At 70.9% G+C, this 23239-nt stretch carries 19 protein-coding genes, 3 tRNA genes and 1 pseudogene; 5 read left to right on the top strand and 18 right to left on the bottom strand.

Translation table 11 applies throughout. The features are described from left to right. Positions 1-38: 38 nt before the first annotated feature. A complete protein-coding gene (locus tag ACPPVS_RS01020; protein ID WP_426594064.1) occupies positions 39-2510 on the bottom strand; it encodes a glycogen/starch/alpha-glucan phosphorylase in 2472 nt (823 codons plus the stop codon). 184 nt (positions 2511-2694) lie between these two features. On the opposite strand from ACPPVS_RS01020, the gene ACPPVS_RS01015 reads away from it, so the two are divergent. After that, positions 2695-3087 carry a hypothetical protein gene (locus ACPPVS_RS01015; RefSeq protein ID WP_426594063.1) on the top strand — a complete coding sequence of 131 codons (393 nt, stop codon included), beginning with the start codon at positions 2695-2697 and terminating at the stop codon, positions 3085-3087. Between the two features lie 64 nt (positions 3088-3151). Here the strand turns inward: ACPPVS_RS01015 and ACPPVS_RS01010 are convergent, their stop codons facing one another. Further along, positions 3152-3739, bottom strand: a complete 588-nt coding sequence (locus tag ACPPVS_RS01010; RefSeq protein WP_426594062.1) for a DoxX family protein — start codon at positions 3737-3739, stop codon at positions 3152-3154. Between the two features lie 207 nt (positions 3740-3946). Between ACPPVS_RS01010 and ACPPVS_RS01005 the strand changes: the two genes are divergently transcribed. Further along, positions 3947-4777, top strand: coding sequence for a universal stress protein (locus ACPPVS_RS01005; RefSeq protein WP_426594061.1), 831 nt, complete (start codon positions 3947-3949; stop codon positions 4775-4777). A 25-nt stretch (positions 4778-4802) separates the two neighbouring features. Here the strand turns inward: ACPPVS_RS01005 and ACPPVS_RS01000 are convergent, their stop codons facing one another. After that, complete coding sequence (locus ACPPVS_RS01000) at positions 4803-6335, bottom strand: GAF domain-containing sensor histidine kinase (RefSeq protein ID WP_426594060.1); 1533 nt, start codon at positions 6333-6335, stop codon at positions 4803-4805. 90 nt (positions 6336-6425) lie between these two features. Between ACPPVS_RS01000 and ACPPVS_RS00995 the strand changes: the two genes are divergently transcribed. Next, positions 6426-6950 (top strand): flavodoxin family protein, encoded by a 525-nt coding sequence (locus tag ACPPVS_RS00995; protein ID WP_426594059.1) that lies wholly within the window; start codon positions 6426-6428, stop codon positions 6948-6950. On the opposite strand, the gene ACPPVS_RS00990 is transcribed toward ACPPVS_RS00995, so the two are convergent. From ACPPVS_RS00990 to ACPPVS_RS00980, 3 genes are all read right to left on the bottom strand, one after another. Further along, entirely contained in the window at positions 6916-7563 is a 648-nt protein-coding gene (locus ACPPVS_RS00990) for a response regulator (protein WP_426594058.1), read from the bottom strand. The genes ACPPVS_RS00995 and ACPPVS_RS00990 overlap by 35 nt on opposite strands. Before the next feature lie 110 nt (positions 7564-7673). Then, positions 7674-11030: a bifunctional lysylphosphatidylglycerol synthetase/lysine--tRNA ligase LysX gene (gene lysX / locus ACPPVS_RS00985; RefSeq protein ID WP_426594057.1), complete on the bottom strand. Its 3357-nt coding sequence runs from the start codon at positions 11028-11030 to the stop codon at positions 7674-7676. 242 nt (positions 11031-11272) lie between these two features. Beyond that, positions 11273-11345: transfer RNA gene (locus tag ACPPVS_RS00980), tRNA-Arg, on the bottom strand. Between the two features lie 79 nt (positions 11346-11424). Between ACPPVS_RS00980 and ACPPVS_RS00975 the strand changes: the two genes are divergently transcribed. Beyond that, a complete protein-coding gene (locus ACPPVS_RS00975) occupies positions 11425-12663 on the top strand; it encodes a low temperature requirement protein A (RefSeq protein ID WP_426594056.1) in 1239 nt (412 codons plus the stop codon). 60 nt (positions 12664-12723) lie between these two features. Here ACPPVS_RS00975 and ACPPVS_RS00970 read toward each other — a convergent pair. Then, a tRNA-Ser gene (locus tag ACPPVS_RS00970) sits at positions 12724-12812 on the bottom strand. Between the two features lie 451 nt (positions 12813-13263). Here ACPPVS_RS00970 and ACPPVS_RS00965 point away from each other — a divergent pair. Beyond that, positions 13264-14678 (top strand): annotated as a pseudogene (locus tag ACPPVS_RS00965) (MFS transporter). Between the two features lie 73 nt (positions 14679-14751). Here the strand turns inward: ACPPVS_RS00965 and ACPPVS_RS00960 are convergent. The 11 genes from ACPPVS_RS00960 to ACPPVS_RS00910 form a co-directional block, all read right to left on the bottom strand. Then, the gene (locus ACPPVS_RS00960; protein ID WP_426594055.1) at positions 14752-14985 is read right to left on the bottom strand and encodes a hypothetical protein; all 234 of its coding nucleotides are present in this window, start codon (positions 14983-14985) and stop codon (positions 14752-14754) included. A gap of 42 nt (positions 14986-15027) precedes the next feature. After that, positions 15028-15612 (bottom strand): YdeI/OmpD-associated family protein, encoded by a 585-nt coding sequence (locus ACPPVS_RS00955; RefSeq protein ID WP_426594053.1) that lies wholly within the window; start codon positions 15610-15612, stop codon positions 15028-15030. Then, positions 15609-16613 (bottom strand): hypothetical protein, encoded by a 1005-nt coding sequence (locus ACPPVS_RS00950; protein ID WP_426594052.1) that lies wholly within the window; start codon positions 16611-16613, stop codon positions 15609-15611. Before ACPPVS_RS00950 ends, ACPPVS_RS00955 begins: the two co-directional genes overlap by 4 nt. Continuing rightward, a complete protein-coding gene (locus ACPPVS_RS00945) occupies positions 16613-18088 on the bottom strand; it encodes an RNB domain-containing ribonuclease (protein WP_426594051.1) in 1476 nt (491 codons plus the stop codon). The genes ACPPVS_RS00950 and ACPPVS_RS00945 overlap by 1 nt, the downstream gene beginning before the upstream one ends. Before the next feature lie 90 nt (positions 18089-18178). Then, positions 18179-19126, bottom strand: a complete 948-nt coding sequence (locus tag ACPPVS_RS00940; protein WP_426594050.1) for a DUF1214 domain-containing protein — start codon at positions 19124-19126, stop codon at positions 18179-18181. 146 nt (positions 19127-19272) lie between these two features. Further along, positions 19273-19367: transfer RNA gene (locus tag ACPPVS_RS00935), tRNA-Ser, on the bottom strand. A gap of 59 nt (positions 19368-19426) precedes the next feature. Next, complete coding sequence (locus tag ACPPVS_RS00930; protein ID WP_426594049.1) at positions 19427-20911, bottom strand: DUF2252 domain-containing protein; 1485 nt, start codon at positions 20909-20911, stop codon at positions 19427-19429. Between the two features lie 45 nt (positions 20912-20956). Next, positions 20957-21658: a type II toxin-antitoxin system VapC family toxin gene (locus ACPPVS_RS00925; protein WP_426594048.1), complete on the bottom strand. Its 702-nt coding sequence runs from the start codon at positions 21656-21658 to the stop codon at positions 20957-20959. 102 nt (positions 21659-21760) lie between these two features. Continuing rightward, positions 21761-22372: a GTP-binding protein gene (locus tag ACPPVS_RS00920; protein WP_426594047.1), complete on the bottom strand. Its 612-nt coding sequence runs from the start codon at positions 22370-22372 to the stop codon at positions 21761-21763. Continuing rightward, positions 22353-22730, bottom strand: coding sequence for a DUF742 domain-containing protein (locus ACPPVS_RS00915; RefSeq protein ID WP_426594046.1), 378 nt, complete (start codon positions 22728-22730; stop codon positions 22353-22355). The genes ACPPVS_RS00920 and ACPPVS_RS00915 overlap by 20 nt, the downstream gene beginning before the upstream one ends. Before the next feature lie 19 nt (positions 22731-22749). Further along, on the bottom strand, positions 22750-23199 hold the full coding sequence (locus ACPPVS_RS00910) for a roadblock/LC7 domain-containing protein (RefSeq protein WP_028051268.1): 450 nt from the start codon (positions 23197-23199) through the stop codon (positions 22750-22752). Positions 23200-23239: the final 40 nt, after the last annotated feature.

Here is a 23239-nt window from a genome sequence, read left to right as displayed (position 1 = left end):
CGACGAGGTGCGCTGCGACCTCGTCGGACCCCGCGACCTCAGCTGGTCGGAGCCACCGGCTCCGTGTGCCAGATGCGGTCGATGTAGTCGCGCATGCTGCGGTCGGAGGAGAAGAACCCGGACCGCGCGACGTTGAGCACGGCCGACCGCGTCCAGCCCTCGGTGTCGGCGTACGCGACGTCGACGCGGGCCTGTGCGTCGATGTACGCCTGGTAGTCGGCGAGCACCAGGAACCGGTCCTCGTTCAGCAGGTTCGAGACGATCGGCTCGAAGACCGTGCGGTCACCGTCCGAGAAGTGTCCGGACGCGATCAGGTCGAGCGCGTGCCGCAGCGGGCGGTTCGACTCGTAGTACGAGGTCGGGTGGTACCCGCGGTCGACGATCTGCGCGACCTCGGGCTCGAGCAGCCCGAAGAGGAAGAAGTTGTCGTCGCCGACGAGCTCACGGATCTCGACGTTCGCCCCGTCGTCCGTGCCGATCGTCAAGGCACCGTTGAGCGCGAACTTCATGTTGCCCGTTCCCGACGCCTCCTTGCCGGCGAGCGAGATCTGCTCGGACAGGTCGGCGGCGGGGATCAGCTTCTCGGCCAGCGTGACGTTGTAGTTGGCCGGGAACGCGATGCTCAGGCGACCCTTCAGCTCTGGGTCGGAGTTGATGGTCCGCCCGACGGCGTTGATCAGCCCGATCGTCTGCTTGGCCATCCGGTATCCGGGGGCGGCCTTGGCTCCGAAGGCGAACGTGCGAGGCGTGACGTCCTCGATCGAGATGTGCCCGGACCGCACCTGGTCGTACAGCGTGACGATGTGCAGGAGCTTGAGCGTCTGGCGCTTGTACTCGTGCAGCCGCTTGACCATGACGTCGAGCATCGTGTCGGGGTCGACCGTGATGCCGTCGCGGTCCGCGAGCACGTCCACGAGCCGGAGCTTGTTGGCGCGCTTGACCTGCCGGAACGCGGCCCGGAAGTCGGCATCCTCGGCCAGGGGCTCGAGCTCGCGCAACCGCTCCAGGTCCGTCACCCAGCCCTCGCCGATCGCCGACGTGATCAGCCCGGACAGGCCGGGGTTGGCCAGCCGGACGAATCGGCGGGGTGTGACGCCGTTGGTGACGTTGGTGAACTTGTCCGGGTAGTGGTCCGAGAAGTCGTGCAGCACCTTGTCGCGCAGCAGCTGCGAGTGCAGGGCGGCGACGCCGTTGACCTTGGAGCCGGCCACCGTCGCGAGGTAGGCCATCCGGACCGCACGCTCGGGGTACTCCGCGATGATCGACATGCGGCGCACGCGCAGCTCGTCGTCCGGGTAGGCGACGCGCAGCTCCGCCATGAACTCCTCGTTGATCTTGTAGATGATCTCGAGGTGGCGGGGCAGGAGCTTGCCCAGCAGGTCGGTGGACCAGACCTCCAGCGCCTCGGGCAGGAGCGTGTGACAGGTGTACGCGAAGCACTTCTGCGTGACGGCCCAGGCCTCGTCCCACTCCCACTTCTTCTCGTCGACGAGGATCCGCATGAGCTCGGGGATCGCGATCACGGGATGCGTGTCGTTGAGCTGGAAGATGATCCGGTCCGGCAGCTTGCGCAGGTCGAAGTCCGGTGTCAGGACCTCCTCCAGGAAGTTGCGGATCGAGCAGGCGACGAAGAAGTACTGCTGCTGCAGCCGCAGCTCCTTGCCCTGCGGCGTCGAGTCCTCGGGGTACAGCACCTTGGTGATGTTCTCCGCGAAGGTCTGCGCGCGCACCGCCTGCGCGTAGTCGCCCGCGTTGAAGATCTCGAGGTCGAACGCGCGGGTCGCCTGCGCGGACCAGAGGCGCAGCGTGTTGACACGGCCGTTCTCGAACCCGGGGACCATGTAGTTGTACGGGATGCCCAGCACGCTCCACCCAGACACCCACCGCGAGCGAGTCACGCCGGCGTCGTCGTACGTCTCGGTGTGCCCGCCGAAGTCGACGGTGACCGCCGACTCCGGGTGCGGGAACTCCCACGGCGAGCCGAGGGCCAGCCAGTCGTCGGGCTTCTCCACCTGCCAGCCGTCGACGAACGTCTGCCGGAAGATGCCGTACTCGTAACGGATGCCGTACCCGATGCACGGGACGTTCATCGTCGCGAGGGAGTCGATGAAGCACGCGGCGAGGCGGCCGAGGCCGCCGTTGCCCAGACCCGGCTCCACCTCGGCGTCGCGCAGCTCCGCGAGGTCGATGCCGAGGGAGGCCAGGCCCTCCTCGACGATCCCCTCCAGGTCCGAGGCCAGCAGCGCGTTGTCCAGCTGCCTACCGAGCAGGAACTCGGCGGACAGGTACGCGACCGACTTGGCCTGGATCTGGTACTGCCGTCGCAGCGTGGCCAGCCAGCGCACCATGAGGTAGTGCCGGACGGTGCGGGCCATGGCCAGGTACTTGTCGTTGACCGACGCCTTGGTGAGGTCCGTGCCCTGCCCGAAGTTGAGCTCCCTCAAGAACTCCCGGACGAAGCCCTCGACGGTGTGCTCACGGGTTGCGATGGGGATCGTTGTTTCCGTCACCCGGGCCACGCTAGCGGCACTCGGTGAACTGGACACCGCGCAGCGATCACTCGTAACAATCGAACAGGTCACAACACTTTTTGCGGGGATACCCGCGGCCACCCGCGAGTACCTAGGGTGTGAGCAGAGGCGACAAGCCGTCGACGACGGCCGCGCCTCGCCGTCCCGAGGAGATGCACCGGCCATGATCCGCTTCCTGCTTCGCGCCCTGATCTTCCTCGGTTCGGCCGCGCTCGGCCTGTGGATCACGTCCCTGATCCTCGACGACTTCGTGATCCACTCCGGCGGGTTCTTCGTCGCCGTCGTCATCTTCGCGGTGCTTCAGAGCATCCTGTCGCCGTTCTTCTTCAAGACGACCACCAGGAACGCGAGCGCCCTGACCGGTGCTGTGGGCCTCATCTCGACCTTCGTCGCGCTGGTCGTCGCGAACCTCGTCAGCGACGGCCTGTCCATCACCGGCACGTCGACGTGGTTCATCGGCACGATCCTCGTCTGGATCATCACGATGCTCGGCACGCTGCTGCTGCCGCTGGTGATCCTCAAGAAGGGCGCGGAGGAGCGCAAGGCCACGGCCTGACGACGAACGAACGACGAAGGGCGCGACACCTGGGGAAGGTGTCGCGCCCTTCTTCTCGGACCGATCAGCGCAGCCAGCTCATGCGCCGCACGATCGGGAGCTTTGCCCACCGGCCGCCAAGGCCCCAGGTGTCTCCGGCCAGCAGCACTGCGCACAGGATCAGGACCAGCGCGTAGATCACGTGGTAGTCGATCAGCGGGTTGGTCGAACCCTGCGTCGGCGGCCACTCAGCGAGCCACATCATGCCCATCATGATCGAGCCGGCCACGGCCGAGACGCGCAGGCCGATGCCGAGCATGACGGCGACGCCGATACCGAGCATCCCGAGCATGAACAGCCAGTCGGTCACCGGACCGGCGATGTTGCCGAAGAAGTCCTTGAACGGGCCCTGGGTCCCGAAGAGCAGAAAGCCCTGGCTCGGCTTGCCACCGTTGAGCCACGACAGGGACACGGGGCTGCCGTCGGCAGTCGCGGCTCCCGTGCTGTAGTGCAGGCCGAAGCACTTGTCCAGGAACGCCCACAGGAAGATGAACCCCGTGGTGACCCGTGCTGCTGCGAGGACCTTCCGGCCTGTCGACGACGTGACGAGGTCATCTTCGACCAGCGTTGCCGGATGGACCGACGTCGTGATCTCGGGGTGGGTGGCGGCCATGGTCTGCTCCTTGGTGCGGGGGTCTTGTGAAGGACCCGGGGTGAGGTTGTGCTCTGTGCTTCACACGCTCCTCCGGGCGCCGAGCCGCCCCACAGGGCCGAACGTCCCGCCATCTCGGGGTGGCGAGCGCCCGATCCGGGACCTAGGTCCCGGGACGCAGGAGGGCGCAGGGGACCAGGGTGGGCGGAGCGGACCAAGGAGGCTCCCATGCGTACCGACGGACCGGTCGTGATTGCTGTCGACGGCGCGGTGCACAGCGCGGGCACGCTCGCGTGGGGCGTCGCGGAGGCGGTGCGCCGTCGGGCCCCGGTGGTGCTGACGCAGGTGGTCGACAACCCGTGGACGTCGACCTTCTGGGGCACCTACCCGGTCATCGACACCCTGGACGCCGAGCTGGCGGCCAAGGCCCACCTGGCCCGGCTGCGCAACCGGGAGGCGGCGCGGCACCCGGGCCTGGACATCTCCACCGACGTGCGCCACGGGTCGACGGTCCCCGAGCTGCGCGAGCTGAGCACCGATGCCCAGCTGGTGGTGGTCGGAGCCGGTCAGCCGAACGGCCGGGGGCGCACGGGCGTGCTCGGCGGGCACCTGGCCGCCCACGCCCGCTGCCCGGTGGCCGTGGTGCGTCACCACCCCGACAGCCCCACGTCGCCGCAGGCACCGATCGTGGTGGGGGTCGATGGTTCGCCGGCCTCGCTGGAGGCCGCGCGCGTGGCCGCCCGAGAGGCCTGGATGCGCGGTCGCGCCCTGGTCGTCGGGCACGCCATGTCGCCGGCCGCGCAACCCGACCGGACGCACCAGGCCGCGGCCAGCGTGCGGCACTCGCTCGCCGAGGAGAACCCCGGACTGGACGTGCGGCTCACCCTCGTCGACGACGATCCCGCGAACGCGCTGGTCGGGCTCGGGCGCGGTGCCGCGTTGCTGGTGGTGGGCACGCGGGGGCTCGGCAGCTTCCGGGGCATGCTGCTGGGGTCGGTGAGCACGGAGGTGCTCCGCTCCGCGTCCTGCCCGGTGCTGGTCGTGCACGGGCAGGGCTGAGCCGGACGCCCTCAGGGCAGGTGTCTCACGCGAGGTGCAGCGGGACGCTCCAGGCCAGCAGGGTGCCACCGTCGTCGACCGGCTGCACCGTCATCGCGCCGCCGCGTCCGCGTGCCCGCTCCGCGAGGTTGGCCAGACCGCTGCGCCGGGCGACGTCCGTGGGGATCCCGACGCCGTCGTCCTGCACCTCGACCAGCAGGTCCGCACCCACGAACACCCGCACGACGACCTCCCGGGCGCGTGCGTGCCGCGCGACGTTGGCCAGGGCCTCGCGCACGACCGCGACAGCGTCGTCGCTGACCTCGTCGGCCACCGTCGCCGTGACCCCCTCGATCCGCAACCGCGGCAGGAAGCCCAGCGCCTGACGCGAGCGGACCACCTCGGCGTCGATCGAGGGCCGCAGCCCGGTCGTCCCGGCGCCCCGGGCGCCCAGCCGGAAGATCGTCGTGCGGACGTCCTTGATCGTCTCGTCGAGGTCGTCCACCGCGCCCTCGAGCCGCCGGGTGACGTCGGGCCGGACCGCGTCCTGCGCGGCGCCCTGCACGTCGAGACCGATGGCGAACAGGCGCTGGATCACCATGTCGTGCAGGTCGCGGGCGATCCGCTCACGCTCCTCCAGCACCGCCAGCCGTGCGCGGTCTGCCTGCGCCTCGGCCACGTCGAGGGCGAGCGCCAGCTGTTCGGCGAAACCGGCGACGGTCGGCAGGTCCACCTGCGGGCCCGCGTCGCCCTCCGGTCCGGGCCAGCACGCGGTGAGCCCGGCCACCCAGCGCTCTCCGCTGCGCAGCGGCACGGCGAGCACCCAGACGGGGCCCGGCAGCCCGAGGTCGGTGCCGTCCGGCAGCCGGCTCAGGACCGGGGCGTGGCCGCCCAGGTCGTCCTCCAGGCCGGGCGGCAGCGCGTCGTGCAGCAGGACGACGCTCGCCTCGGCCACGGCGGCGACCCGTGCCCGGACCACCGCGAGCGCGTCCTCCCTCGGGATGCCGCCCGTCAGCGCCTCGCTGCACGCGGCGGCAGCCTCGAGCCAGAGCTCGTGCTCGCGGGAACGCCGGTACGCGCGGGCGTGCCCGACCGTGATGCCGGCCGCGGCGGCCAGGGCGACCGCGACCTGCTCGTCGCGTGCCGTGAAGTCACGGGGTTCGTCGTCGGGGGTGTGCTTCTCGGTCAGGTAGAGGTTGCCGAAGACCTCGCCCCGCGCGGAGACCGGCACCCCGAGGAACGTGTGCATGGGCGGGTGGTGCGCCGGGAAGCCGACCGAGTCCTGGTGGTCCGCGATCTCGTGCAGCCGGATCGGGTGCGGGCTCACGATGAGGTGTCCGAGGACGCCCCGACCAGTAGGCAGCGGGCCGATCCTCGCGGCGGTCTCGTCGTCGATCCCGCGGTGCACGAACTCGACGAGTCCGCCGTGCTCCCCCAGCACGCCGAGCGCGCCGTACCGGGCGCCGGTCAGGCTGCACGCCGCCTCGACCAGGCGCTCCAGCACGATGGCCGTGTCCAGCGTGGACGAGAGCGAGACGACGGCCGCCATCAGCTCTTCGAGGCGGTCGTCGTGATCCATGGTCGGAGCATAGGCAGTCAGGGCCGTTCGGCCCTGTGGGGACCCGGCGAGCCCGTCGAACACTGGGGGTGACACAAGGAGGTGGGGACGATGCGCGCACTGGTCGTGTACGAGTCGTCGTTCGGAAATACGGGACTGGTGGCCGAGGCCGTCTGGCACGGTCTGGCCGACCACGTCGAGAGTGCTGCGATCCGACGCGTCGACGTGGCACCGACGAGGTTGCCCCCCACGGTCGAGCTCCTCGTGGTGGGTGGCCCGACGCAGGCGTTCGGCATGAGCCGCCCGTCGACGCGCTCCAACGCCCGCGCCGAGGCCGGCCTGCCGTCGTCGGCACCGACCACGGGCGTGCGCGAGTGGCTGCACCTGCTGGAGCCTCCGGGGCGGCCGGTCTGGTCGGCCACGTTCGACACGCGCCTGCACAGCCCGCACGTGCCGGGATCCGCCGCCGTCGGCGCATGGCGGCTGCTCAACCGGGGCGGCTTCGAGCTCACGGCCGAGGCGGAGAGCTTCTGGGTGACCGGGCTGAAGGGGCCCCTGCGCGAGGGCGAGCTGGAGCGCGCCTACACGTGGGGCGTGAGCCTCAGTGGTCTGTTGCTCGGTGCTGTTCGGCGATGAACAGCGCCGCCTGGGTCCGGCCCCGGACCCCGAGCTTGGCCAGCAGGCTCGAGATGTAGTTCTTCACCGTCTTCTCCGCCAGGAACATGCGCCCCGCGATCTCGCGGTTGGTCAGGCCCTCGCCGATGAGGTCCAGCACGGCGCTCTCCTGCGGCGTGAGCAGGTCGAGGCGGGCGTCGTGGCTCTGCGACTCCCGGACGCGCTCGAGCACCCGTGCCCGGGTGGCCGGGTCGATGAGCGAACGCCCCGCGGCGACCGCCCGGATCGAGTCGAGCAGCTGCGGCCCGCGGATCTCTTTGAGCACGTACCCGGAGGCACCGGCGGTGATCGCTGCCAGCAGCGCCTCGTCGTCCTCGTAGGACGTGAGCATCAGGCAGCGCAGGCCCTCCTGCGACGACACGAGCTCGCGGCACACCTCGACGCCGCTGCCGTCGGGCAGCCGGACGTCCAGGAGCGCCACGTCTGCCTTGGCCACCGGCGCGCGCACCAGTGCCTCGGCCACGGACGACGCTTCGCCGACGACGGTCATGTCCGGGTCGGCGTCGATCAGGCGCAGCAGACCCTGGCGGACGACCTCGTGGTCGTCGAGGAGGAAGACGCGGATGGAGGGCACGGGTCCAATATCTCAGACCTTGGGCGCATCCTGGCCGCTTCCGCACCCGACGGGGTGTCCGTGAACGGATCGGGGGTCGACGCGACGATCGGGCCGGGTGAACCTGCAGGTCAGGAGCTCGGGCGAACCAGGGGAAACAGGATGGTGTCGCGGATGCTCAGACCCGTCAGGTTCATCACGAGTCGGTCGATCCCCATCCCCATGCCGCCGGTCGGCGGCATGCCGTACTCGAGCGCGGTGAGGAAGTCCTCGTCCACCGCCATGGCCTCGGCGTCGCCCGCCGCGGCCAGCAGCGACTGCTCGACCAGCCGACGGCGCTGGTCCATGGGGTCGATCAGCTCGGAGTAGGCGGTGCCCTGCTCCGAGGCGAAGATCACCAGGTCCCACTTCTCCGCCAGCCGCGGGTCGACGCGGTGCTGGCGGGTCAGCGGCGAGTTCTCCTTGGGGAAGTCGGTGTAGAACACGGGCGTCGAGGTGGTCTTCTCGCACAGCTCGCCGTAGATCCCCTCCAGGGCGACCGCCCACGACGCGTCGAGCTCGAGCTCGAGCCCGATGGCGTCGGCGTGGCGCAGGAGGACCTCACGCGGCGTGTCCGCAGTGACCTCGTCGCCCAGCTTCTCCGAGACGGCCTGGCAGATCGTCTTGACCGGCCACTGGCCCGACAGGTCGAACTCCTCCACCCGGCCGTCGGCATCCGTACGTCGGGCTATCGGCGATCCGTACACCGCGACTGCGGCCTCCTGGATGAGCTCCTGCGTGAGCACCCGCATCGTGTTGTAGTCGCCGTACGTCTCGTAGAGCTCGAGCGACGTGAACTCGGGGTTGTGCTTGAAGTCGACGCCCTCGTTGCGGAACTGGCGCCCGATCTCGAACACCTTCTCCATACCGCCGACGAGCAGCCGCTTGAGGTGCAGCTCGGTCGCGATGCGCAGGTACAGGTCCATGTCGTACGCGTTGATGTGCGTCTCGAACGGGCGGGCGTTCGCGCCGCCGTGGATGACCTGCAGGATCGGCGTCTCGACCTCGGTGAACCCGCGGGCGTGCAGCGAGTCGCGCACGCTGCGCACGACCGTCGCGCGCGTGTAGGCGATGTCCCGTGCTGCCGGTCGGACGATCAGGTCCACGTACCGGGCGCGGATTCGGGCCTCGGGGTCGGTCAGTCCGTGGTGCTTGTCCGGCAGCGGGCGCAGCGCCTTGCTGGTCATGGCCAGGGACGTCGCCCGCACCGACAGCTCACCGCGCCGGGTGGTGATCACCTCGCCCGTGACCCCGATGTGGTCGCCGAGGTCGACGTCGTGCCGCCACAGCTCGAGATCCTGCTTGCTCACGTCGTGCGCATCGACCATCACCTGCAGGTCGCCGCTGCCGTCGCGAAGCGTGCCGAAACCGAGCCGACCGCCGTCGCGCTTGCGGATCACCCGCGCGGTGACGGAGACCGTCTCGCCGGTCCGGGTGTCCGGGGGCAGGTCCGGGTGCGCGGCGACGACCGCCGCGAGCGTGTGGGTGCGCGGATACGTGGCCGGGTACGGGTCGATGCCGCGGGCGCGCATCCGGTCGGCCTTGTCGCGGCGGACGCGCTGCTGCTCGGGGAGGTGCTCCGCTGCGAGCGCGAGCTCGACCGGGTCGAGCGCCTCCGGGATCTGCGCCTCGACCTGCGCCGCGTAGTCGAGCGCCGCCCGCTCCAGGTCCCCCGACCCGGCGCCCTTGCCGCGCCGGTTGAGCAGCCCGAGGCTCGGCCGGGTGAGGAAGCCTTCGGCGCTGCCGGCGGCCGTGCCGATCCGCGGCAGGTCCGAGGTGTACTCGAAGCAGATGAATCGCGGCTGCCACTCCGGCTGGTACTTGGCGTTCGAGCGGTACAGCGACTCGAGCTGCCAGTTGCGGCTGGCCAGCACCAGCGACGAACGCCACAGACGCGCGATCGGCCCCGCACCCACCTCGGCGCCCCGCTCGAACGCCTCCCGGAACATCGCGAAGTTCAGCGACAGCCGACCGGCGCCGAACGCGTTCGCGCGTTCCGCCAGGGAGGCCACCATGAGCTCGACCAGACCGTTGTCGGCCGTGGGGTCGCGACGCATCAGGTCGAGCGACAGCCCGTTGCGGCCCCACGGGACGAAGCTGAGGAACCCGCGCAGCCGGCCCTCCTCGTCGTGCGTCTCGATCAGCACGCAGTCGTCGTCCAGGTCGTCGCCGAGGCGGCCGAGCGCCATCGAGAAGCCTCGCTCGTCGCCGCCGTCGCCGCGCCACCGGGCCGCCGCGGCGTCGAGGGTGGCGAAGTGCTCCCGGTCGATGGCCGAGTGCCGCTCGACCCTCGTGGTGTAGCCGCGCCGCTGCAGGCGTGCGACCGACTGGCGCACGGCCTTCATCCCGGGCCCGCTCAACGAGAAGGCCCGCAGGTCGAGGATGGCCTCGTCGCCGATCTCCCAGGCCTTCAGACCGGCCTCGGTGTAGGCGACAGCACCGCGGCTGCCCGCCCCCATGACTGCCAGGGACCAGCCGTTGGTCCGCGCCTGGCGCCGCCACGCCTCGATGGCCTCGGGCCAGCGCAGCGGGTCGCCCACGGGGTTGCCGCTGGCCAGGCTGACCGAGCCGACGACGCGGTAGGAGATCCCCGCGCGAGCGGTGGGCGCGTCCCCGGAGTCCCAGACCACGGCCTTGTCGCGACGGGTCGCGAAGTAGCCGAGCGAGTCCTCGCCGCCGAAGTCGCGCAGCAGCGTGCGCACGCGGGCCTCGTCGGCGGCATCGAGCGTGTGCGTGTAGCGCGGCGTCCGGAACAGCAGGTACGCGGAGCCGAGGACGACCCCAGCACCGATCAGGTTGATCACGGCGCGGACCCAGAACGGTGCGGTCGCGTTGCTGGCCTGGTCGATCTTGCCGAGGTCGCCCAGCATGCTGTCCCAGACGAAGAAGACCGACGAGCCCGCGCCGTCTGTCTGCCCGAACCGGGTGACCAGCCACGTGCCGACGAACAGGATCACGGTCCCGCCGACGAGGAAGAACCCGAGCGCGGCCCAGAACGAGCCCCGACGAGTGCGCGCGCGGAACTGCCGTCGGCAGCGCCACAGCTGGACGAGCACCGCGCTGACCAGGACTAACCCGACCGCGTTCCACCAGGATCCGCCGTCGATCAGCGAGAAGATCCGGCCGAGCTGCGGGAGCACGAACCACCAGATGACCAGCAGCCACCAGGCGGAGTGCAGCCTCCGGTTCAGCGCCACGCCGATCGACGCGAGGAGCGCCGCGTACACGATGTTCGGGATGATCGGGATGGTGAGGATCGAGACGATGTCGTCGACACGCATGAAGTAGTGCCGCAGCGGCGGGATCACCGCCGAGACCAGCACGACCGCGAGCGCGAGGAACATCGCGGCGGCGATCCGGTCGGGCCACCGGTCGTCGATGGCCTGCGGCTCCCGGCGCGGCTTGTCCCGCCGCGCGTCGGGCTCAGGCGGAACGACCTCGGTGCTCACCACGTGCGGATCCGATCCTCGAGCCGTGGATCTCGGGCTCGTGCCGCGGACCCGTCGGGCAGGCGCACAGCCCTGGCCGCCGCCCAGGTCGGACCCTAGTGGCGGGGGTCCGGATGGTCCACAATCGCCGAACGTGTCTGCGCCGACGCGTCCACAACGTCAGATCGACCCTGATGTGCCCGTCGGTCGATGCCCGGAGAAACGAACGAGGCCCGCCGCAGATGCGGCAGGCCTCGTGGGTGTGCGCCCGAAGGGACTCGAACCCCCAACCTTCTGATCCGTAGTCAGATGCTCTATCCATTGAGCTACGGGCGCGCTGGTCCCGCGGGACCGGAGACGACGATACAGGCCGCGGGCCGCACGCCCAAACTGCAGGGATGGCAGGATCGCGCGCATGACGGACCTCACACGGCTGGGGACCGGCGGCGGCCGGTGGGGCATGCGGGCCGACGTGCTGCGTCACGGCGCCGGTCACGACTCGAGCCGGGTCGGCTACATCGAGCTGTTCTTCGACCTGGTCTTCGTGTTCGCGGTGACCCAGCTGTCGCACATGCTCATCCACCACACCGACGCACGGACGCTGCTGGAGACCGTCGTGCTCGCGTGGGCCGTCTGGTGGCTCTGGATCGACACCACCTGGGTGACCAACTGGCTGGACCCCGACAAGGTCCCGGTCCGCACCATGCTGCTGGTGCTGATGCTCCTGGGCCTGCTGATGTCGTCGGCGATCCCGGAGGCGTTCGGGGACAAGGCGCTGCTGTTCGCCGTCCCGTTCGTGCTCATCCAGCTGGGCCGCTGCCTGTTCACGGTGTGGGCGATGGGTCGGCACTGGCCGGAGAACGCCCTCAACTTCCAGCGGATCGCCGTGTGGCTCGCTGTGTCGGGCGGGTTCTGGATCGCGGGCGCGCTCGTCGACGGGGATGCGCGGCTGGTCCCGTGGATCGTCGCGGCCCTGATCGACGTCGCCGGGCCGCGTTCGCTGTTCTGGGTGCCGTTCCTGGGGCCGACGGACCCCAGCACCTGGGAGGTCCGCGGCGCCCACATGGCCGAACGGGTGTCGCTGTTCCTGATCATCAGCCTGGGCGAGTCGATCATCGTCACCGGCGAGGCGTTCTCCGAGGTCGAGGTCTCGGTCACGACGGTGCTCGCGTTCCTCGCGGCGTTCGTCAGCACCGTGCTCATGTGGCTGCTGTTCTTCGCCCGGTCGGAACGCCGCGCCACGGAGTTCTTCGCCGCCCAGGCGAACCCGGGCATGGTCGCGCAGACCTCCTACACCTACGTGCCCTACCTGCTGATCGCGGGCATCGTGCTCACCGCCGTGGCGGACGAGCTCGTCCTGCTGGACCCGCTCGGGCACGACGGCCCCACCGACGCCTGGACGGCCGGCCTGGTCTGCGGTGCGGCCGCCTTGTACCTGGTGGGCAACGCGCTGTTCCGACGAACCACGGGCGGGCGCTGGTCGGTGACCCACCTGCTCGGCGGCGCGGTGGTGCTGGCAGCGTTCGCGCTGCGGTTCGTCGTGACCCCGCTGACCCTGAACTGGGTGTCCAACCTGGTGCTCGCCGCGGTGATCGTGGGCGACGTGCTGATCGCCCGCCGGACCGCCGCGCGGTCGGCCGTCGTCGCGGCCTGAACGACGAAGGCCCGATCCTCGTCGGGACCGGGCCTGAATCGTGTGGTGCTGCGTACTGGGCGGAGACGGTGGGATTTGAACCCACGGAAGGCTTACGCCTTCACGACCTTAGCAGGGTCGCGCACTAGACCGGGCTATGCGACGTCTCCAGGACCAGCACAGGCTACCGGTGCGAGCACCCGTCCTCCAAAGCGGCCTCTGACCTGGCCCTGAGCCGGGTGTTTTAGCCCAGCCGAGCCGGAATGTTCGGGCACACGACAGGGTTGGGGGCCTACGAGCGACCACGTGCGACAGGCCCTGAGAGGAGCCTGAGAGAATTCGCTCCGAGCGAAGACAAACTCCTTGACCGCCGTAAGCATCGGCTGATGCACTGGCTGGGCGCCCGGCTGAGGAGCTCGGGTCTGCTCCTTCGGACCGTCCTCTGGTCCTCTCCTCCGGCGACGCCGCCACCCTTCTCTCCCTCCGGAGCTTGCTGTGTCCGAATCTGCCCTCTCGACCGTCGAACCGGTCGATCCCCCACTCGACGACGCGGCAGTCGCCGCCGCCGCAGCCGACCGTCGCCGGTGGCTGATCCTCGGTGTCGTCGCGATCGCCCAGCTGATGATCGTGCTCGACTCCGCCATCATGAACATCGCCCTGCCGTCGGCCGCCAAGGACCTCGGCATCCCCCAGCAGGACATCTCCTGGGCCATCACGGCCTACACGCTCGCGTTCGGCGGGCTGCTGCTGCTCGGTGGTCGCATCGCCGACTACATCGGCCGCAAGCGGGCCCTGCTCATCGGCCTCGTCGGCTTCGCGGTGGCCTCCGGCCTCGGCGGCGCCGCACAGTCCGAGGCGCTGCTGTTCGCCGCCCGCGGCCTGCAGGGCGCGTTCGGCGCACTGCTCGCACCGGCGTCGTTGGCCATCATCACCGTGACCTTCACCGAGGGTCGCGACCGCGCCAGGGCGTTCGGCGTCTTCGGCGCGATCTCCGGCGGTGGCGCGGCCATCGGCCTGATCTCGGCGGCATCCTCACCGAGTACCTCGGCTGGCGCTGGTGCCTCTACGTCAACCTGCCGATCGCGCTGATCACGGTCATCCTGGCGATCCGCTTCGTCCAGGAGTCCAAGGCTCCCGGCGACCGACACCTGGACATCCCCGGCGCCGTGCTCTCGAGCGTCGGCCTGGCCACCCTGGTGTACGGGTTCACCGAGGCCTCCAAGCGGAAGGCCGACGGGAGCGGCACGGTGGGCTGGGGCGACCCGACCGTCGTCACCCTCCTGGCGATCGCCGTGGTCCTGCTGGTCTCGTTCGTCATCGTCGAGAGCCGCGTGAAGAACCCCCTGCTGCCCATGCGCATCGTGCTCAACCGCAACCGTGGCGGCTCCTACATCGTCTTCCTGATGATCGGCGCCGGGCTCTTCTCGATGTTCCTGTTCATGACGCTCTACCTGCAGAACATCCTCGGCTACACGCCGCTGCGGGCCGGCTTCGCGTTCCTGCCGTTCAGCATCGGCATCATCATCGGTGCCGGGATCGTGTCGCAGCTGCTCCCGCGGCTCGGCCCGCGCCCGCTGATGCTCGTCGGCATCACGATGGCGATCGTCGGCATGCTGCTGCTCCTGCGGACCACGCCCGACTCGTCGTACGCCACCACCGTGCTCCCGGCCATCACGGTCATGAGCCTCGGCATGGCGGCCGTGTTCATCCCCGCGTCGAGCACCGCGCTCGTCGGGGTGGGCAAGCACGACGCCGGCGTCGCGAGCGCACTGCTCAACACGTCCCAGCAGGTGGGTGGCTCGCTCGGCCTGGCGCTGCTGAGCACCTTCGCGATCAGCGCGACCGCGTCGAAGCTCACGCGCCTGGCCAACGGCGGGACCCCGACCCAGGACATGCTCGCGACCGCCCAGGTTGCGGGCTACCACGTCGCCTACCTCGGCGGTGCGGTGCTCATGTTCGTGGGCCTGGCGGCCGCGGCGACTCTCATCTCGGCCAAGAAGGACGACCTGCCGGCGGAATCCGCTGTCGCCGTCTGACCGTCCCGCACAGTGCGAGAGCCGCGCGGCCCCTCATCGGGCCGCGCGGCTCTCGTGCGTACGGGTCGTGGCGTCAGTCCTCGTCGTCGCCGATGAACAAGAACTTCACCGCGAGCGTGGCGAAGAAGATGAGCGAGAAGACGATGCCCACCACGAGGATGTACTGGATCGCGGGATGGGACTCGCCGTCGGACACGGCCGAGATCCGGAAGACCGCGAGGACGACGAAGACGACGAGCAGGGCGATCGAGATGTAGCCCAACACCTTGGTGTTGCGGACGGGCTTCTCGTAGTTGGTCGAGTTCACCCCGGAAGTTGACCACAAGCGGGGGGTCGGCGGCCAGCCGTCCTACCGACGAGTCTGCTGGTGGGCCGGGATTCCTTGGCCGGCCAGGTCGGCGGTCTCCTCGACGCGGGCCGCGCGCGTGACGTCCCGTCTGGCGTCGACGATCCAGCGCAGGATCGCACGGCGGACCGCCTCACTGAACGACTCCCAGTGCTCCCGGGAACCGTCCCGGAGCGCGAACGCATCGACGAGGTCGGCCGGGAGGACCAGGCTGTCGGCGTCGTCGTAGCGGGACCACGACCCGTCCGCCTTGGCCTCGTCGATGACCGCACGCCCGACGGGCGTCATGCGACCGTCCGCCTCGACACGCGCCACACGCTGCTTCGACAGGACGCTCCACCCGCTGCCCGGGCGGCGCCGGGTGAGCCACAGGGCGGTGCGGTCGGCGTCGAGCGTCTGGGCCTGACCGTCGATCCAGCCGAAGCAGAGGGCCTCCTCGATGGTCTGCTCGTAGGTGACCTGCGGTTTCCCGCTGGCCGGGCGCCACGTGACGAGCCAGATTCCCGACGAGGTCGCGTGGTGCTCCGTCAGCCAGTCGCGCCACTGCCGCGGCGACTCGACGTGGACCTGCTCGGCGTCGTCCTTCACAGCTCGTCCCTCCGTGTCGCGGCCGCGTCCCGGACGCGCTCGGCCCGCTGGAGCGCGCGCTCGGTCGTCGTCGCCTCCTTCTCGTCGTGCCGCAGGTTGGCCTGCGCCTGGCTGACGTCCTTGTCGGCGATCGTCGCTGCCTTGCCCGCGGCCGCGAGCCTGCGGCGGACGTCGGCGAGGGCCGTCACCAGCTCGTCCTCCTCCTCGTGGGCCGCCTGCGCGGCACGCTCCGCCCGGTCGAGCACCGCGGCGCTCTCGTCCCGGACCTCCTGCGTGGCGTCGTGCGTGCGCCGGGCCTCGGTGAGCGCCTGGTCGGCGATCTCGAGCGCCCGGTCGGCCTCGTCGCGCAGGCGCTGCTGGCGTTCGGCGGCCCGGGCACGGCGGGCCTCCTCCGGGTCGACCGCCGGCTTGACCAGGGTGAGCCTGGGGCGGGCCGGCTTCTCGGTCTCGTCCGGCTCCGCCGGCTTCGGCTTCGGTGCCGGCGGGGTCGGTCGGCTCGGTCGAGTGGTCGTCGCGCTCGAGTCGGCGCTGCCGAAGCCGGCGTACTCGCGGGCGACCGTGAGCCGTCCCGACGTGACCTCGCGGGCCACCTCCGGGTCCGCGAGGGCGGCCGTGAGGGTCGCGTCGAGCTCCTGGGTGACCGAGTCGCCGATGCGCTGGCCCGCCGGCGCGGCCAGCTTGCGGGCGCGGGCCGTCAGCGAGCGGACGAGCGCCCGCCGCTGGGTGCTGAGCTCGCGCAGTGCCGGGCCGTCCAGCGAGCGCTCGGCGTCGCGCAGCCCCTCGCCGAGGGCGACCACCTGGTCGGCGAAGCCCGGGTCGTCGCGGACCAGCAGGTTCATCAGCCAGGCGGACACCGTCGGCTTGCGCAGCTCGGTGATCTGCTTGGCCAGCTCGCGGTCACCGTCGGCCCGGGCGGCCTTGGCAGCGGCATCGCGGTGCTCGATGAAAACACCGGGCGGGCCGCCGTAGAGCTCGTCGGCGACGTCGTCGAGCTCGGACATCACGGCGCCCCGCGTGGAGTCGGAGGCTGAGCCACCTCGAACCGGACGGTGCGGGTGGCGACGTCGGCCGCGACGACCCGGACGCGGACGTCGGTGCCGAGCGGCAGGTCGACGCCCTCGATGCGGCCGCGGACCGCGGGGTCGCGCAGCTGCACCACGCCGGCGTCGCGGTCGGCGCGGACGTCGACGATCGCACCCTCGAAGACCTCCCCGACGCGCGCCGTGAGCAGGGCCGCCTCGACCAGGTCGATGCAACCGCGCTCGTACTCGCCCGCGTGCTTGTCGCCCGACGCCATGAGACCCGGCAGCTCCTCGAGCGCGTCGCGCGCCCACGCCGGGACCGGCGTCCCCGCGCTCAGCGCCACGCAGAGCTCGCCGACGAACCGGTCGACCAGGCGCCGCAGGGGGGCCGTCGCGTGGGCGTAGGGGGCGGCGATCGCTGCGTGCATCGTGTAGCTGGGGACCTCGCCGTCGAACGCGACGTACGCGGCGCCGCGCAGGAGGCTGGTCGCCTCGGTCAGCAGGGCCGCGTGGGCGGGGTTCGACGCGTCCAGGTGGCGGATCACGTCGCCCGGGGTCGCGCGGGCCGGCCAGGCGACGCCCAGCGCGTGCGCGGACCGCTGGAGGCGTTCGACGTCGCGCGGGTCCGCCGCCGGGAGCGTGCGCAGGACGCCGATGCGGCCGTCGATCATGAGCTGTGCCGCGCACATGCCCGTGAGCAGGGAGATCTGCGCGTTCCACTCCTCGACCGGCAGGGTCGCGCGGCTGCCGAGCGTCCATGTGCCGTCGGGCTGCTGCTCGACCACCTGCTCCGGGGTGGGCAGCGTGATGCCGCCGCGATCGACCTCCGCCGCCTCGCGCAGGAGCCCGACCACCTTCAGCAGCCGCAGCGTCTCGCCGGCCGTGCCGTCGTCGATCGACCGCTGAGCGCCGCTGTACGTGAGCTGCGCGCGACTCTGTACCCGCCTGCGCTGGACGCGCGTGCGCGTCGGGGCGCCGTGCTCGTCCAGGTCGATCGTCCACAGCAGCGCGGGGCACGTCTGCCCGGGCAGCAGGCTCGCCCTGCCCTCGCTCAGCTCGGGCGGGTGCAGCGGGGTCCGCCCGTCGGGCGCGTACAACGTCTCCACCCGCACCCGTGCCTCGTCGTCGATCGCCCCGCCCGGCACCACCCACGCGGCGACGTCGGCGATGGCGTAGTGGACGCGGTACCCCGCGCCCGCACGTTCGATGTGCACCGCCTGGTCGAGGTCCATCGACCCTTCGGGGTCGATCGTGACGAAGGGGATGTCGGTGGCGTCGTCGCCGTCCGGGTGGGGCCGCGCCGCTCTCGCCTCTGCCGTCACGGCCGCGGGGAAGCCCACGGGGATGTCCAGCTCGTGGCGCAGCGCCGCGAGACCCTGGCGGACCAGCCCGTCGACGGCGGGGCCGTCGGGGAGCGTCTGGCCCGGTTGCAGCTGGACGTGGCGTCGGGGCACATCGAGAGCGTAGGCCGGGCCGTCGGTCCTTGCTGTCCATCCCGCGTGCGAGCGAGATCCGACCGCCGACGGCCCGGCGCGCGATCCTCCCTAACGTGCCGATCGGATGGTGGGGAAGGTCCACTCACGAGAGATCGCCTCCGCCCGCGGGAGGTAGAGCCGCACCATGTAGTTCCAGTGCTCGGGCGTGGGGATGGTGTTCGGCTCGTCGCCGTCGCCGAAGCGCACGGTGATCGAGCCGTCGGCGCCCGGTTCGGCCGTCACGCTGTTCACGCTGACGATCCCCTGGGGATTCGGCTCCATGAAGCCCTCGGCGTTGTAGACGGTGACGGACCAGAAGGCGTCGACGGGAACGTCCCTCGCCGTCAGCTCGTACCGTCCGACCGGCAGCCCAGGGTCGACGTTGAGGTACATCGCTTCTCGCTCCGGGAAGCCGCCCCACGCAGCGGCTGCGCCGAGGAGGTGCCGGACGGGATCGACCTCGTCGGGCATCCCGAAGGCGCCCCGAAAGTCACGGAGACCACGCGACAGTGCGAGAAGGTGCTCACGGGTCGATGCGAACGACGTCGGGTCGTACGACGTGTGCACGAACGCCCGAGCGGAACCGGCCTCGAAGGTGAAGCGGTCCTGGAGGGCGTTGACCTCGGCGACGTCCGCGGGGTCGGCCGGATCGACCAGGATCCGGACCCCGACCATCGCGAACGGCGAGCCGATGTCGTCCTGGGAGAGCTCGTGCACACCGGCGTCGTGGAGGATGTGCGGCACGTAGTGGTCCTGGTTGATGACCATGACCGACGCGTACCGCCCCCCGGTGTCGGGAACCGTGATGCGCGCTCCCGCCGACACGTCCGCGATCGTCGCGCTGTAGAGCGTGTCGCGGTTCTGACGAATGATCGGCTGGTGGTCCAGGGGCGTCGGCGTCCGGTTGACCAGCCACTGGTTGGTGCCGCCGGTGTCGTGAAGGACGAAGTCGAACATGCGGTCGGACTCCGCCCGCACGAAGTTGTCGACACCTACGGGGACGAGATCGTTCGCCATGGCCTACCTCTTCGAGCAACCGGTGGGAGACGGTGTCATCCCAGCACGGCACGGTCGGGCGCGCCCGATGGATCAGGGCCCGGGCCGATCGAGGTCCGGTCGTCGCCCTCGCGCGGCCGAGCACGGCGACCGGCCGAGAGGCCGGTTGGCGGAGGGCGTGGGATTCGAACCCACGAGAACGGGGTTGTCCCGCTCCAACGGTTTTCAAGACCGTCTCTTTCGGCCGCTCAGACAGCCCTCCCGCGCGACCGGGGCCCGTCGGGGCGGTCGCAGCGCGCACGAGTCTCCCACAGGCGCCCGTCAGACTCCGTGGATCGCCTCCAGCCGGCCCGTCGCGATGGCATCCAGCAGCAGCGCGTGGTCCTGCTCGGTCCGGTCGCCGTACTCGGCGGCAAAGGTGGCGAACGCCTCGTCGGCGGTCTTCGAGCTGCCCAGGTAGGCCGCGATCGCGACGCGGTCACCGGAACGGGCGTGCGCCCGGGCCAGGGTCCACGCGCACAGCTCGGCGTAGCGGGACATCCCGTCGGGCACCATCGTCTCGATCGTCGCGGAACCCTTCCAGTCCCGCAGCTGACGGATGTAGAAGTCGCGCTCGACACCGTCGATGCCGCGCGTGCGCTGCCAGCCGAGCATCGTGTCGCTCGCCGCCTGCATGAGCCGCTGGCCCTCCACCACGCGCTGGCCGGCCTGGGTGTACTCGCTGTGGCCGAGGAACTGCTCGAGCACGGAGGCCTGCGCCTCCTTGGCCTGCAGCATCAGCAGGTCGTTGTCGTCGACCCCGCGCAGCAGCAGTATCCAGGCGCGCGTCCCGACGCTGCCCACGCCGACGACCTTGCGCGCCATGTCGATGAGCTCGTACTGCTCGAGCAGGTGGCGGCGGTCCGGCTGCAGCGTCACCCGATAGGCGTGCACGAGCTCGACCAGACGCTCCGCGAAGTCGGTCGCCCCCTCCGCGCCGAGCATCTCCTCGAGGGTGGTGACCAGCGGTGGGTCGGAGACGAGCCGGCGTTCACCGTCGATGATCGCCGTGAGCTTGTTCACCGACTGCAGGTGGTCGCGGGTACGCGCCTTGGCGATCGTCGACTCGGTCCGCTTGGCCTGTGCCTTGCCGAGCTGCGAGACGTACTCGCCCATGAACTCGTCGACGTCGACCCGGGCGTACCAGACCTCGAGCTCGGTCTTCGTCGCGAAGCCACGCATGGCCTCGCGGTACGCACGCGCCGTGCGGACGATCATCGTGCGGCGGTCCTTGCGCGGGATCCCGTTGCCCCGCGCGGCCACCTCGATGGACGCGAGGAGCCGCTTGACGTCCCACTCGAACGGACCGGGCAGCGTCTCGTCGAAGTCGTTCAGGTCGAAGAGCATCCGACGCTCGGGGGTCCCGTACAGGCCGAAGTTCGACATGTGTGCGTCGCCGCACAGCTGCACCGTCAGCCCGCTGTTCGGGGTCGATGCCAGGTCCGAAGCCATGATCAGTGCCGCACCGCGCAGGAACGCGAACGCTGAGGTCGCCATGCGGCCGTACCGCAGCGGGACGAGCTCGGGGACGCGCGACGTGCCCTGACTGACCAGCAGGTCGATCGGGTGGGGGCGCCGCTCGCCGCCACCAGCGAGCGCGAGCGAGCTGCGGGGGGTCAGCACGCGCGCCGCCGCGCCCCGGGCCTTGCGCTCGTCGCGGGTCAGGTGCTCGACGTGGTCGGCCGCTCGGCGTCGCGACGGGCTGAGCGGTGCCGCCACGCGCACCGCAGTGGAGTCGAGATGCTGGGGTTCCTGCGCTGCGGCCATAGGGGCAACCTAGGCGCGAAAGAGCACGTCAGGGAAGTGCCGCGCTCAGTCGTCCTGCTCCCACCAGAACGGCGCCATCCCGGGTGAGACCACCCGGAGGCCGTGCAGCGCCGCGACCCGGGCGAGCTGCGTGTCGTACGTGGCCACGGCGACGACGCCCGGGTACGACAGTGCGGCGCCGATGTGCAGCGCGGTGAAGGGCGGGAGCACCCCGGAGACCTTCGTCGCCGCGCGCAGCGTCTGGTCCGAGAACCGCACCACGGTGACGCGCGCCTCGACGTCGCGGGCGACACCACGGGCCTCCACACCCGTCGGGAGCGCGAGTCGACGCAGCTCTGTCAGGCCGAGCGGCGTGGTGAGCAGCTCGGCCTCGTGGTCCTTGGCCCATGCCAGCCACTCGTCGTGGCTCGTCGACCCCGCGACGAACTGCACGAGCGCGGAGCCGTCCGCGTAGACGCGCGGGACGGGGGCGGCCGCGGGCGCGGCGGGGGCTCGTGGCGCCCGTCCGCCGGCGGGGGCACGGCGCGGGGTGCCGGTCACGACGGGGCCCGCGTCCGGTTCGTCGTCGAGAGCGGGACGGGGGTCGGCCAGCACGGCTGCCGCGTCGGGTGCGGTCGCGGGGTCGGGTGCGGTCTCGGCGTCGGGCGTCCGTCCGTGCTCGTCCGCCGCCTCGCGGGGCTGCGGGAGCAGGCCGGCCTCGTCGTCGCCACCACCGGAGCGTGGCGAGGGGACGGGGGCGGACGGCATCGTCACATGATTCCCTACTCCGCGCCCGAACATCGATGCCCGAGCGGCGGCGGCCGACCCCCCTGCAGGGGCCGGCCGCAGTCGTGGTGGAACCTCAGCGGTTCACCGGCCGCGCAGACGCTCCATCGCGAGCTGCACCAGCGAGATCAGGGCCTGCTTCGTGGCCGCACGCGACCGGGCGTCCGTGTAGAGCACCGGCACGTGCGCCGGGATCGCCAGGGCGTCACGGACGTCGTCGAGCTGGTGCTTGGCGACGCCATCGAAGCAGTTCACGCCGACGACGAACGGGATGCCGCGGCTCTCGAAGTAGTCGACGGCCGGGAAGCACTGGTCGAGCCGGTCGGTGTCCACCAGGACGACGGCACCGATGGCGCCGCGGACCAGGTCGTCCCACATGAACAGGAACCGGTCCTGGCCAGGGGTGCCGAACAGGTAGAGCCAGAGCGAGCCCGGCAGGGCGATGCGACCGAAGTCCATCGCCACCGTCGTGGTGGTCTTGCGGTCCGACACACCGCCGGCGTCGTCGACGCCGACCGAGTGCTCGGTCATCGCGGCCTCGGTGTTGAGGGGCTCGATGTCCGAGATCGAACCGATGAACGTCGTCTTGCCGACGGCGAAGCCGCCCGCTACGACGATCTTGACGACTGTGGGTGCGACGCTTCCTGCCGTGCCCGCCGGAGCGGCCACAGCGGCGTCAGAGGGCGGAAATGCCATTGAGAACACTCTCCAGCACGCTGAGGGACAGGGCAGGGGACTCACCGGTGTTGACCTCGACCGGCTGAGAGGTGTGCACGCGCACGTAGTGCTGCTCCGCGAGGTCGGACACGAGGATCCGGATCACGCCCAGCGGAAGGTGGAGCAGGGCCGACAGCTCGGCGACCGAGATGTAGTTCGACGCTGCGTGCTGCAGGATCGCCCGCTTCTCGGGCGGCAGACCCTGGCTGGCGACTGCGCCAGGCATCGCCTCGACCAGTGCCTCGAGAGGCAGGTCGGAGCGCGCCGAACGCACGCGGCCACCGGTCACGGCGTAGGGCCGGACCGTTCTGGCCTCGTACTCGATGTGCTCGCTCATCGTCGCCGGATCCGTCGGCTCAGGCCACGGGAGCGCGCGTGGCGCCGTCGACGGGGAGCTGGCCGCGCATCTCGGAGATGAGCTGCGGGGTGAGCGTCGCTTCGGTGCGGGAGACGAGCATCGCCATCTCGTAGCCGATGAGTCCCACGTCGCAGGACGACTCGGCGACCACGGCGAGGACGGAGCCGTTCGAGACGCTCATGAGGAAGAGGAACAAGTTGTCCATCTCGATGATCGCCTGACGCACCTCCCCCGCACGAAGCTGGCGCGCTGCGCCACGGGTAAGGCTCGACATCCCGGAGACGATGGCCGCGAGCTGGTCGCCGCTGGTGCGGTCGAGCTGCTCGGACATCGCCATGAGAAGACCGTCCGCAGACACCACGAGTGTGTGGCGAGTGCCGGGCACGGTCCGGACGAAGTTGTCCAGGAGCCAGCCGAAGTTGGCTGCCTCGGTGCTGAGCGCGGTCACACTTCCTCCTTGCTGGTGCAGTCGATGACTGCGGGGTCGG

Source organism: Cellulomonas sp. McL0617 (assembly GCF_049994875.1).
Lineage (GTDB): Bacteria > Actinomycetota > Actinomycetes > Actinomycetales > Cellulomonadaceae > Cellulomonas.
This window is presented reverse-complemented; position numbering and strand designations above follow the sequence as displayed.

Bases quoted from the DNA above. Each gene is read 5' to 3' on its own strand.
- ACPPVS_RS01015 (WP_426594063.1), top strand. From the start codon at position 2,695: ATGATCCGCTTCCTGCTTCGCGCCCTGATCTTCCTCGGTTCGGCCGCG.
- ACPPVS_RS01010 (WP_426594062.1), bottom strand. From the start codon at position 3,739: ATGGCCGCCACCCACCCCGAGATCACGACGTCGGTCCATCCGGCAACG.
- ACPPVS_RS01005 (WP_426594061.1), top strand. From the start codon at position 3,947: ATGCGTACCGACGGACCGGTCGTGATTGCTGTCGACGGCGCGGTGCAC.
- ACPPVS_RS01000 (WP_426594060.1), bottom strand. From the start codon at position 6,335: ATGGATCACGACGACCGCCTCGAAGAGCTGATGGCGGCCGTCGTCTCG.
- ACPPVS_RS00995 (WP_426594059.1), top strand. From the start codon at position 6,426: ATGCGCGCACTGGTCGTGTACGAGTCGTCGTTCGGAAATACGGGACTG.
- ACPPVS_RS00975 (WP_426594056.1), top strand. From the start codon at position 11,425: ATGACGGACCTCACACGGCTGGGGACCGGCGGCGGCCGGTGGGGCATG.
- ACPPVS_RS00950 (WP_426594052.1), bottom strand. From the start codon at position 16,613: ATGTCCGAGCTCGACGACGTCGCCGACGAGCTCTACGGCGGCCCGCCC.
- ACPPVS_RS00940 (WP_426594050.1), bottom strand. From the start codon at position 19,126: ATGGCGAACGATCTCGTCCCCGTAGGTGTCGACAACTTCGTGCGGGCG.
- ACPPVS_RS00930 (WP_426594049.1), bottom strand. From the start codon at position 20,911: ATGGCCGCAGCGCAGGAACCCCAGCATCTCGACTCCACTGCGGTGCGC.
- ACPPVS_RS00925 (WP_426594048.1), bottom strand. From the start codon at position 21,658: ATGCCGTCCGCCCCCGTCCCCTCGCCACGCTCCGGTGGTGGCGACGAC.
- ACPPVS_RS00920 (WP_426594047.1), bottom strand. From the start codon at position 22,372: ATGGCATTTCCGCCCTCTGACGCCGCTGTGGCCGCTCCGGCGGGCACG.
- ACPPVS_RS00915 (WP_426594046.1), bottom strand. From the start codon at position 22,730: ATGAGCGAGCACATCGAGTACGAGGCCAGAACGGTCCGGCCCTACGCC.